6 protein-coding genes and 1 pseudogene are annotated in these 10,685 nt (G+C 38.5%); 2 read left to right on the top strand and 5 right to left on the bottom strand.

Annotation, left to right across the window (positions count from 1 at the left end; all coding sequences use genetic code 11):
• Window positions 1-412, bottom strand: a pseudogene (locus Q0Z55_RS12070) (hypothetical protein); the annotation flags it as partial.
• Between the two features lie 183 nt (window positions 413-595).
• Window positions 596-985: a hypothetical protein gene (locus Q0Z55_RS12065; protein WP_297429070.1), complete on the bottom strand. Its 390-nt coding sequence runs from the start codon at window positions 983-985 to the stop codon at window positions 596-598.
• A 150-nt stretch (window positions 986-1,135) separates the two neighbouring features.
• On the opposite strand from Q0Z55_RS12065, the gene Q0Z55_RS12060 reads away from it, so the two are divergent.
• Window positions 1,136-2,926 carry an AAA family ATPase gene (locus Q0Z55_RS12060; protein ID WP_297429067.1) on the top strand — a complete coding sequence of 597 codons (1,791 nt, stop codon included), beginning with the start codon at window positions 1,136-1,138 and terminating at the stop codon, window positions 2,924-2,926.
• Window positions 2,927-2,975: 49 nt separating this feature from the next.
• Here Q0Z55_RS12060 and glyS read toward each other — a convergent pair whose 3' ends face one another.
• Both glyS and glyQ read right to left on the bottom strand, forming a co-directional pair.
• Complete coding sequence (gene glyS, locus Q0Z55_RS12055) at window positions 2,976-5,045, bottom strand: glycine--tRNA ligase subunit beta (RefSeq protein WP_297429064.1); 2,070 nt, start codon at window positions 5,043-5,045, stop codon at window positions 2,976-2,978.
• Window positions 5,045-6,034 carry a glycine--tRNA ligase subunit alpha gene (gene glyQ, locus Q0Z55_RS12050; protein ID WP_297429061.1) on the bottom strand — a complete coding sequence of 330 codons (990 nt, stop codon included), beginning with the start codon at window positions 6,032-6,034 and terminating at the stop codon, window positions 5,045-5,047. Before glyQ ends, glyS begins: the two co-directional genes overlap by 1 nt.
• Before the next feature lie 180 nt (window positions 6,035-6,214).
• Here glyQ and Q0Z55_RS12045 point away from each other — a divergent pair, with 180 nt between their 5' ends.
• Entirely contained in the window at window positions 6,215-7,393 is a 1,179-nt protein-coding gene (locus tag Q0Z55_RS12045; RefSeq protein ID WP_297429056.1) for a hypothetical protein, read from the top strand.
• Window positions 7,394-7,445: 52 nt separating this feature from the next.
• Here Q0Z55_RS12045 and Q0Z55_RS12040 read toward each other — a convergent pair whose 3' ends face one another.
• Entirely contained in the window at window positions 7,446-10,484 is a 3,039-nt protein-coding gene (locus tag Q0Z55_RS12040; protein WP_297429053.1) for an autotransporter outer membrane beta-barrel domain-containing protein, read from the bottom strand.
• Window positions 10,485-10,685: the final 201 nt, after the last annotated feature.

The following is a 10,685-nucleotide window of genomic DNA, read 5'->3' as shown; positions in this document are numbered from 1 at the left end:
ATGCTGTAGATGCTGTAGATGCTGTAGATGCTGTAGATGCTGTAGATGCTGTAGATGCTGTAGATGCTGTAGATGCTAAAGCCTGATGTTCTACGTTTGTGTGGACAGTTGGTGTAAGTGGTAATTGTACAATTGCAGGACGAACGATTTTTTTACTTTGGGCTTTGGCTTCAAGTTCTGTGAGCTGCTGATTAAATTTAGTTTGTTCTAAGCTTAACTGTGCCGAAGCCAATTTTTCTGCAGTATTTTGCCATGTTTGTTTAGCTTTATGGCTGAGCACACTCAGTAGATTTGGGTTATGTCCATATTCCGTTTCTAAATTCACCACATGGCTCGATGCAAAACTTTGGCCAGTGGTAAAAGCTAATACAAGCGTTGTAACAAGTGTTGTAAAAAGACCATATTTTGACATAACGCTAACCTATAAAAAACTAGATTTACTTTATGTAAATTGTAGCCAAATTTTTATTAAATTTAATATAAGTGATTCATTTTATTTAATTATTTTATGTGTTGGGGTTTGCATTAGTTTGATATAACAAAGATCTAGATCAAAAAAATCCCCAACTAGTTTAGTCGGGGATCGATCGATTTCTTATTGACACTGATTTAAAGCATCTTTATGGAAATGATTTTTTAACGCCATAAAATTGGCTTGTTTGTCTTGATCATATAAATCAAATTTAGTGGCGGTACTTGTACCGTCTTTGCCAAATACTGCTGAGCCACCTGACATTAAGTTATTGCCATAAAATGACCATTGTTCAATCACTTTGCCGCCTTCCATAAAGCCAGTAAACTCAATCACGCAGTTGTCTTTAAGTTTAGTCAGTTTGGCTTTATTGTTTTTGGTATCTGGATAGACTTCTAGATTGCTAATTTCTTGTAACACACCTGCTTGCAGTTGTGGAATTTTAGGTGCAGAAGTACATGCAGTAATTGAAAGGCAAGTTAGGCCTGTAAGTAAAAGTGTTTTAAGTTTCATCGCTCGGTTCTTGTTGGTGAGTTGTTAAGTTGAGTATAGGCATTTGAGTTAAAATTGGCTATAGTCTAAAAGAAACAGTAAAATAAAAACTAATGTTAGGATAAAACTTAAAAACAATTATTATTTAGTTAATTGAAAAAAGAGAAAAATATGTATTTACGCAATCTACATATCAGAAATATTGGACCTCTTCATAAGTTAGATATCGAATTTGAAAATCAAAAAAATTCTGATCCTAAGCCTGTAATTTTAGTTGGAAAAAATGGTTCAGGAAAAACTTATGCACTTTCTTATATTGCAGATGCTTTTTTTGAGTTCGCAAAGGAATTTTATTCTGATGTGGTAAACGGTCAAGATTATAGCTCCCCTTATTTTAAAATAATAAGTGGTAAAGATATCAATACTCAGTCAAATGGTGGGGCTTCAATCTATTTAAGATTTCAAGATAGTGAAAAAAATGAAGAACTACATTTTGGACAGAATATAGGAAAGGAAAATCCTACAGAGCTTTCTAATTTATATGGCAACAAACTAGCTATATCTGATGAAACTACTAAAAAAGTAGATATTAGTGCAGAAAAATCAGAAAAAATTTTCAAAGAAAATATTTTTATATTTTTCCCTGTATTTAGAAGTGAAATCCCTCATTGGTTGAATAAGAATGCTATTAACGATTTAGATATTAAAATTAAAGAGCCAATGCATAAAGAACTAGCTCGAGAAATTTTAGTAGTTCAAAGTTTAGAAAAAAATATATCATGGCTATTAAATTTGTTATTAGATTCTAAATTAACAATAGAAGAGTCTTCGCTAGCCAATCAAATTAATCAGACTGAGGAGTTTCAAAGAAATATTAGAGTTAAAAATGCTTTTGATTTTTCATTAAAAAAAGTAAATGAAATTATTCAAACTATATTAGAAGATTCTACTGCAAAGATTCACTTAGGTTGGCGTAATAGAGCAGGTGAGAGATTAAGTATTATAAAGAAGAATGGGAGAATACCTTCAATTCAGCAGCTTTCTACTGGTCAACTGCAATTGTTTAACATGTTTCTGACAATTGTTAGGCATGCCGATAACAATGATGTTTTAAACAGTTTTCAATATGAAAAAATATCGGGAATAGTTGTTGTCGATGAAATTGATGCTCACTTACATACAAAGCACCAAAGTGAAATCTTACCTAAATTGATAAAACTATTTCCTAAAGTGCAATTTATTATGACTTCCCATTCACCATTGTTTGTTTTAGGAATGGAAAAAGAATTTGAAGCTGAAAATATTCAATTAATTGATTTGCCTTCTGGGATTAATATTACTTCAGAAAGATTCATTGAGTTTGAAGACTCATTTAACTTCTATAAAGACACAGCAAAATTTGAGGAAACATTGCATCAAAAGATTCAAGAAACTCAAAAACCTTTAATTTTGGTTGAGGGTGAAACAGATGTTAAATATTTGAAGAAAGCGTTGGAACTTTTTGAAAAAGAAGACTGGATTGAACTAGTAAAAATTGATGAAGCAGGTTTATCCAAGCAAGGCGGGAGTAGGAACAGTGGGCAAGATAGTTTAAAGAAGGGTTTTGATTTTTTACTTACAAATAAAAAGTCTTTCCAACGTAAAATTTTATTTCTATTTGATTGTGATTCTAAAAACTTTACTGAGTATAAAGATGAACATATTTTTAAAATGAAAGTGCCACATAACGGTGAGAATACAAAAGTTTTAAGTGGTGTAGAAAATTTACTTCCTGAATCATTATTTGAAATTAATTTTTATTCAAAAGAAGTTAAAGAAACAGGGGATGGAGGAAGAACCACTATCGAAAAATTAAAAAAACAAGAATTTTGTGATTTTGTATGTAATTCTAATGATAAAGAAATTTTTGAAAAATATAGAGAGTTTATATTCCCTATAATTGAAGAATTTTTAGCATCATAAATAATAAAAAAAACCCGCTCTAAAGCGGGTTTTTTATTCAGGCTAAAACTTAGTGTTGAAGCACTGAAATATCAGCCACTTTGGTAAACAAGTCACGAAGCTGTGTAAGCATACGTAAACGGTTTGCTTTAAGTTCAGCATCATCAGCCATCACCATTACACCATCAAAGAACGTATCCACTGGCGCACGAAGTGCAGCAAGTGCAGACAACGCAGCAGTGTAGTCTTTGGCAGCAAATAATGGCTCAACTTGAGGCGTGATTTTTGCTAATTCAGCAAACAATGCTTTTTCAGCATCTTCAACCAAGTTTGCTTCAACAACAGCGCCTGTTGGTGCAGCTTCTTTAGCTAAGATATTGGCAACACGCTTATTCGCAGCAGCAAGTGCAGCAGCTTCAGGCAAGGCACGGAAGTGATTTACTGCATTTACACGCTTGTCAAAATCAAGTGGTGATTTTGGTGACAATGCTTGAACGGCTTGAATAACATCAACCGCAACGCCTTGGTCTTCATATTTGGCACGGTAACGACCTTCTAAGAATGCAACAGCATCATTTAAAGTCTTATCGTGATCTTTCAATACATCGCCATAAGCAGCAAGTGCGAGTTTGATGAGGTCTTCAATTGATACATCAAGCTCGTTTTCAGTCACTAAACGTAAAATACCAATTGCAGAACGACGTAGTGCAAACGGGTCTTTAGAACCTGTAGGCGCTTGACCAATACCAAAAATACCCGTCAAAGTATCTAAACGGTCAGCAAGGGCAATCGTTGTACCTGTTTTGGTTTTTGGTAAAACGTCACCTGCGAATTTAGGTAAATACTGCTCACCTAAAGACTCAGCCACTTCATCATTTTCACCTTCAAGACGTGCGTAGTAAGTCCCCGCAATCCCTTGAAGTTCTGGGAATTCACCCACAAGTTCAGAGGTTAAGTCACATTTTGCAAGAAGCGCCGCTTTTTCAGCATCAGTCGCTTTTGCACCAGTGATTGGCGCGAGTGCTACAGCGAGTTTTGCAATACGTGTCGATTTGTCCCAAAGCGTACCCAATTCTGCTTGGAAAACCATGTTCGCCAATTTCTCTTTACGAGAAGCAAGCGGTTGTTTTTGGTCTTGTAAGAAGAAGAATTCAGCATCCGACAAACGTGGACGAACTACTTTCTCGTTACCTTCAATGATTTGTGTTGGGTCTTTCGACTCAATGTTTGACACAGTAATGAAGTACGGTTGAAGTTTATTGTCGCTGTTCACTAAGCAGAAGTACTTTTGGTTGTCCTGCATGGTGGTGATTAAAGCTTCTTGAGGAACTGCAAGGAAGCGTTCTTCAAAGCTTGCACGAAGCGCAACAGGCCAGTCAACCAATGCAGTCACTTCATCACGAAGATCCGCAGGCACAATTGCAATGGCATTGACTTCATCAGCCAATGCTTTGACTTGACCGTCGATGATCGCTTGACGCTCTTCAAAAGAGGCTACAACATAAGCTGCTTTAAGCTTGCTTAAGTATTCGTCAGCATGAGTCAAAGTAATTGCTTCAGGTGCATGAAAACGATGACCAAATGTAACGTTACCAGTTTGAAGATCTTGAATGGTTGCATCAACAACGTCGTTGTCTTTTAACAACACCACCCATTTTACAGGACGTACAAATTCAGTACGGCTTGCCGCAGAGCGCATACGTTTAGCAATTGGAAGATTGTCCAACGCATTTTGTAAAATTTGTGGTAAAAGCGCATCAAGGCTTTGACCTTTCACATCTTTTAAGTAGCAAACTTTTTCAACTTTACCGGCTTGGAACGTTGAGATTTGATCTACAGTGATGCCTTGACCACGCATAAAGCCCTCTAAAGCTTTAGTTGGGTTGCCATCGCTATCAAATGCAGCTTGCTTTGCAGGGCCGTCAAAACGTTTTTGCGTGTCCGCTTGTGCGCCATCTACATTAACGATTTTAAGTGCAAGACGACGTGGTGCTGCATAAGCTTCGATAGAATCGAATGCAAGACCTGCATCTTTTAAGCCTTTAACCGTTTCAGCAGTTAATGCGTCACGTAATTTTTTTAAGCTTTTTGGTGGAAGTTCTTCACAGCCAAGCTCAAATAAAACAGTATGTTTAGACATTATTTGTTCTCCGCTGATTTTTCTGCTTGAGCAGCTTCCGCTTCAACTTGTGCTTTTAATTGCGCTAAAACTTCGTCACGAAGTGCAGGTTCTGCCATTGGGAAACCAAGTTTGGCACGTGCTGCCACATAACTTGTTGCAATCGAACGCGCCAACGTACGTACACGTAAGATATAACGCTGACGTTCAGTCACCGAAATCGCGCCACGTGCATCAAGTAAGTTAAAGCTATGCGATGCTTTAATCACTTGTTCGTATGCAGGTAGTGGAAGTTCAGCTTCGATTAAACGCGTCGCTTCAGCTTCGTAGAAGTCGAACAGTTCGAACATCTTGTCGACTGGTGCATATTCAAAGTTATAGGTTGATTGTTCAACTTCGTTTTGATGGAACACATCGCCATAAGTGACTGTACCAAATTGACCTTTGGTCCAAACCAAGTCATAGACAGAATCAACACCTTGCAAGTACATGGCAAGACGCTCTAAACCGTAAGTGATTTCGCCTGTCACAGGGTAGCACTCAACACCACCGACTTGTTGGAAGTAAGTGAACTGCGTCACTTCCATGCCGTTGAGCCACACTTCCCAACCAAGACCCCAAGCGCCTAATGTTGGAGATTCCCAATTGTCTTCTACAAAACGGATGTCGTGTACAAGCGGGTCAATACCAATGGCTTTTAAAGAGTCAAGATACAACTGTTGAATGTTGTCTGGGTTAGGCTTAAGCACAACTTGGAATTGGTAGTAGTGTTGCAAACGGTTTGGGTTTTCGCCATAACGCCCATCTTTAGGACGACGCGATGGTTGTACATAAGCCGCGTTCCATGTTTCAGGACCCAATGCACGCAGGAAAGTTGCAGTGTGGAATGTCCCTGCGCCCATTTCCATGTCGTATGGTTGTAAAACAACGCAGCCTTGCTCGGCCCAATAGTTTTGTAAGGCTAAAATTAAGCCTTGGAAAGTATCAATATGCGATATGGCGCGACTCATGGTCATCCAGTTAAAATTAGAAAAAAATTGCCCTTAAGTATAAGGATTTTGCAGGGGAGTGGCAAAGGTTTCGACGGAAAAGCCGATTCCTTAAACAGCAGTTTGATGTTAGTGATTGGTAAATCACAAATGTTATGTTATAACGTTTCAAAAACATACAAGACAAACATTGAGGGAAATATGCAAACGCTACGTCTTATTGGCTTGATCACTTTAACGGCTGTGATTAGCGCATGTGGTGGGGGAGGAGATTCTTCAAATGAACCGAATGTTCAAGCAAAACCCAAGCCTGAGCTTGGGGTCGGGCATTTGGCAGTGGTTAGCCAAGATAATCAACGTGCAGCATTGGCTGTGTATCAGCTACACGACAACACCTCTATCTTTAATACAGCATTAAAGGCATTGCCATCGGCACTATATAGCAGCCCAAGTTATGGATATGCGGTCATTATGGATCGTGAGCTAGGTGATGTCAGCTTTGTTAGTGCAGCTCAAAGGGGCTTGTTAAACTATCGTTTGTCTGGTGGCTCACCAACACATTATCGTCAATTTAATGGGCAAGCTGCGGTTTTTTATGATGGTAATGAAACGCAAGGTTCTAAGTTTGATGTGTTTACCGATCAAGATATTGCCAATGCTAAAGTCACTTCGCAGCGTTTGCCGTATAAGCATCATGGTGTAGCTGAACCACGCGGTGAGATAGTACTTAGCAGTTATCTACCCGAAGGCCAAACACAGTTGAGTATGGTCAAAAGCTATTTACAGCACGGCAATCATTATCATGTTGAGCAAACTTTAACTGAATCTTGTCCGGGCTTACATGGTGCTGCATCTAACCAAAACTTTACAGCTTTTGGTTGTCAAGATGGTGTGTTGTTGGTAGAGCAACAAGGGCAAAGCTTTATTGATAGTAAAATTCCAACCCAAGCACGTATTGGCACTTTAGTCGGGCATGAAAAGGTACAAGATATCGTTGCCATTGCGTCAACCGAGCAAGATTTATTTATTGTAAATCCACACACCCAGCAAGCTGATCAAGTTGCATGGACGAGCAAAGAGCTAAAACGCTTAAAACAAAGTTTTAGCAGCAGCGGGCAATATTTTGTGATTTTAGATAGCCTCGGCACTTTACATATTTTAGATAGCAGCACATGGCAGGTTATACATACCCTACAAGTTTTTGCAGCCGATTCTAGCGCAATTGCTCAGGCACAACTGGCCATGCATGGTGAAAAAGATCAATTGTTTGTCAGTGATAGCCTGCAAAAATCAATTTACCAAATTGATTTAAAGACAGCAAAAATTGAGCAGACCATTCAATTGGATGTGACACCTCAGCAAATTGCTTGGCTCAAATAAACAACACATAAAAAAATGCTGCCGAGGCAGCATTTTTTTAATTCAAAACAGCTTAGAAACGACCCTTAATACCAATACTTACTTGGGTTTGGTCACTATCACCTTGTACATCAGTACTATGGCGGACATCACCATAAACGTAATATAAGTTTTCCAGTTGTACCTGAATACCTAAGCCTGCCTCAATTGAGCTTTCTTCATAGCTTTCTTTTAAATGAGTTTCTGAATTATCGGTTAAAGAAACTAAACGTAACTCATGATCTGGCGCAAACTCATGTTTGTAATTGAGTAGACCATAGACGCTTGCAGGGCGTTCTTTATAGTTAAAGTGATGATTCACCTGTGCACCTAAACGCGCAATCACACTACTGGTACTATCTGCAATGACCTTAGAATAAGCATCTTGGGTGTCACGATAGGTGGTATAGATATAAGACAATTGCGCTTGTGGTTCTATCTTGGTGCTTTCATTAAAATTAAATGAACGACCTAACTCAACTGAACTGGCACTTTGCCATGCTTCCCATGTAAAATCGGGTTCATCAGCCACCTCAATTGAATTTTCGATATAGTTCATTTGAGTGACTAAGTCTAAATACAGATTATTGTTAAAGGTGGCTGTGTAATAAGCACCAAAACCAAAGCTGTCGGTATCAATCGAACTATTTTGATGACCTAAACCTAATTTTAAGCGTTCGTTATCATAAGTTTTGGCATTGGCATGAATAAAGTGGTTCATTAGACCAAAACGGTGTTTCGATTGGTCTTTTTCAATGGCTAAGTACTCACCACCTAACTGATAACCCATACTGTATTGGTTATAGTCAAATTGCTTTTCACCATTTTTATTGATGCTATTGCCTAGCAAACGGCCCCATGTGGTTTTATAGTTCACATCGGGTTCATAAGGACTGCCAATACGTTGATACAACGAAGAAATGGTGGTTAGCCCCGTTTCAATATTAGAAGATAAAGTTGAAATGTAGTTACCAATCCCAGGTCGATAGGTGCTATATAAGTACCAATCGCCATCATTTGCATCAGCAGGGCTGTTTTGCAAAAGATTGTATTCAAAGGCATTGAGTTTAATTGGACCATTGGCAAGGGTAAACTTAGCATCAGATTGACCTTCAACGTCAATTACTTTAATACCTTGTTGGGTATAGTCACCTTGACCACCCATGTTTTCAATTTGTACGCTTGCTGTGCCTACGGTATTGCCTTTAATTGCAAGAACATCTGTTGCACTGTTGTCATCGCCAAGTACAGTTTGAATCAAGATATTAGAATTGGCTTGACCAATATAGTCATTCATTAACGTTAAACGACCAAAGTCACGACCATTTGGATCAATAAATGAACCTGCTTCACCCGTAACTAAACCGCCAACAGAACCTTGTCCACTTAAAGTTGCACCATTTAAAACATTAAGTGCTTGGTTGTTGAGCAAACCATCTACACGTAATGTGCCTTGTACAACATTTGTGATGCCGGCAAAGTCTAGGCTTGTCCCTGTAATATATTGAGTGCCTAAACCCACTTTGTTATAACCACCTTGACCGGTAAATTGCCCTGCAAAAGTGGTGTCACGTTCGGTACCGGCAATGAGTACTTTATCTCCAGTAAATACAGTACCTGCAGTACTACTTAAATCTTGAATTTGAGTCGTTGGGTTCTTCAATTCGGCAATTTCAAAGCGTGCATCATTATGATTTAAATGTACACCACTACTATAGCGTAGATCGCCATCTGCTTTGAGAGCTAAAGTAGCATTTTCAATGGTGGTTTGACCTGTATAGGTATTTTGACCCTCAAACACCACGCGACCATTTTGCCCAGTTGAATCAGAAATATAGAAATTACCTGATTGGTCAGTACCAGTGGCATTACTGAATATGCCTTTATAACGGCTTTCTTTGCCATGGGCATCAATGCGTCCACCTAAATCGTTAATGGTGAAATTATTGATATAAAAACCTGAGTAGGGTTCATGATCTACTTGTAATGTACCACCTTCAAATATTGGTCGAACATTGACACCTAAAGAGGGGTCATATTGACCTGAATTCAGTTTAGTGCTTTGGTAAAAAGACTCACGTAAATCAATATTGGTCCATTCCTCGATCACTGGTGGCTGAGGGATGGTTGGAAAACCAAATAGATAAGCATAATCAATCACAGCAGATTGTTGAGCTTTTAAATCACCAATCTCAAAGCCCATACCAATTGCGAAGTCACCTTTTATAGGATTATCTATCCCTTCAAGATAAGTAGCAGGATCTAAAGACCAAGCGCTGAGCACAGATGTATTGTGTACATAATTTGATTGAGAAAAAATACCAATCATACTCTGAGTTTCAGGACCTATGGCATATACCCAATCTTCTGAGGCAAGGTCTTGGTTAGTGTCACCGCGCGTGTTCGTAGTTTGATAGTAGTCATCTGTAGACAAACTTGGTGGTATAAAACCATCTGGATCTGGATCAATTGCAGTCGCAAATCTAACATTACTCAAATCTTGCTGTGCGGTAATAGTTGTTTCTACAGCCACGCCGTGTAAAGTATTATCAACGCTATATTCGTTTGAAATGGTATAATAAACAGTATTACCTATACTATATTGTCCGTTCCATTTGGTCTCTTGTTGGCCTTTTTCTTGATCAATGATGTTAGTGACTGGTGTTGATAGGGTCGTGAAATCGTTACGACCATTAATGCCTCCAGCAACATCATTTGCATTGGCTTGTAATCCTGTTTCAGTGGTAGATACAGAGAATATTTGCCATGGTGTACCTGGTGTTAAGTAGTCCTGTGCACTAAAGAATTTTCCTGAACCTTGTGGATCGTAGAGCATTCCTACATCATTAACGTTGCCTGAACCTAAAGTACCATTCTCGGCGACCGAAACCTTAACGTACTTATTTTCAAGGATCGCTGCATGCGATGTTGTAAGCCCTGCAACTAAGAGCGTGCCAAGAGCAATACCACTACTCAGCGCTGTTCTACTTTTTGTTTTCCCCTTAGCATGCTCTGAAGTAACAACATAATCCCCTGTTGCTGTGTTAAAAACATTTTTAAATACCCGATTCATTGTTATTATCTCTTCAAAAGATTTGCGACATAATTAACATTTTTTGGGGTTTTTGTAAATCTAACAGAGCTGGCTTATATTGGGATCTTATTTAACCCGAATCATGGATAAGAAATTCAGTTGAAAAAAAAGATGACTGAGTTGATAAGAGAGTTACCACACACTTTTATTAACCAGCCATCTTATGTTCGAGTTTACAAC

This window comes from uncultured Acinetobacter sp. (assembly GCF_947626835.1).
Lineage (GTDB): Bacteria > Pseudomonadota > Gammaproteobacteria > Pseudomonadales > Moraxellaceae > Acinetobacter.
This window is presented reverse-complemented; position numbering and strand designations above follow the sequence as displayed.

Bases quoted from the DNA above. Each gene is read 5' to 3' on its own strand.
- Q0Z55_RS12065 (WP_297429070.1), bottom strand. From the start codon at position 985: ATGAAACTTAAAACACTTTTACTTACAGGCCTAACTTGCCTTTCAATT.
- Q0Z55_RS12060 (WP_297429067.1), top strand. From the start codon at position 1,136: ATGTATTTACGCAATCTACATATCAGAAATATTGGACCTCTTCATAAG.
- glyS (WP_297429064.1), bottom strand. From the start codon at position 5,045: ATGTCTAAACATACTGTTTTATTTGAGCTTGGCTGTGAAGAACTTCCA.
- glyQ (WP_297429061.1), bottom strand. From the start codon at position 6,034: ATGAGTCGCGCCATATCGCATATTGATACTTTCCAAGGCTTAATTTTA.
- Q0Z55_RS12045 (WP_297429056.1), top strand. From the start codon at position 6,215: ATGCAAACGCTACGTCTTATTGGCTTGATCACTTTAACGGCTGTGATT.
- Q0Z55_RS12040 (WP_297429053.1), bottom strand. From the start codon at position 10,484: ATGAATCGGGTATTTAAAAATGTTTTTAACACAGCAACAGGGGATTAT.